The organism is Pseudomonas sp. AC083 (assembly GCF_979253165.1).
Genome location: NZ_CEEDDH010000295.1, coordinates 1 through 243 on the forward strand (window position 1 = coordinate 1; position 243 = coordinate 243).

Below are 243 nucleotides of genomic sequence, written 5' to 3' on the forward strand. Positions count from 1 at the left end.
CTGGACGCGGAGCGGGCCGATCTGAACTCGCTGGCCTGGTCGTTGGGGATCGCGACCGCCCTCGCGCTGGTCGGCTCGGCGCTGCTCGCGCAGGCCGCCGCCACCACCGTGCTGCGGCCGGTGCACCGGCTCGGCGAGGCGGCGCGGCGGCTCGGCGAGGGCGAGCTCGACACCCGGCTGCGGGTCTCCGGCACCGACGAACTGGCCGAGCTGTCCCGGACGTTCAACAGCGCGGCGGAGTCG

At 76.5% G+C, this 243-nt stretch carries 1 protein-coding gene; it reads left to right on the plus strand.

Going from position 1 to position 243, the window contains the following annotated elements:
• Nucleotides 1–243, plus strand: a 243-nt coding sequence (locus tag AC0IXA_RS27995; RefSeq protein WP_471814991.1) for a HAMP domain-containing protein, incomplete at both ends; no start/stop codon positions are given.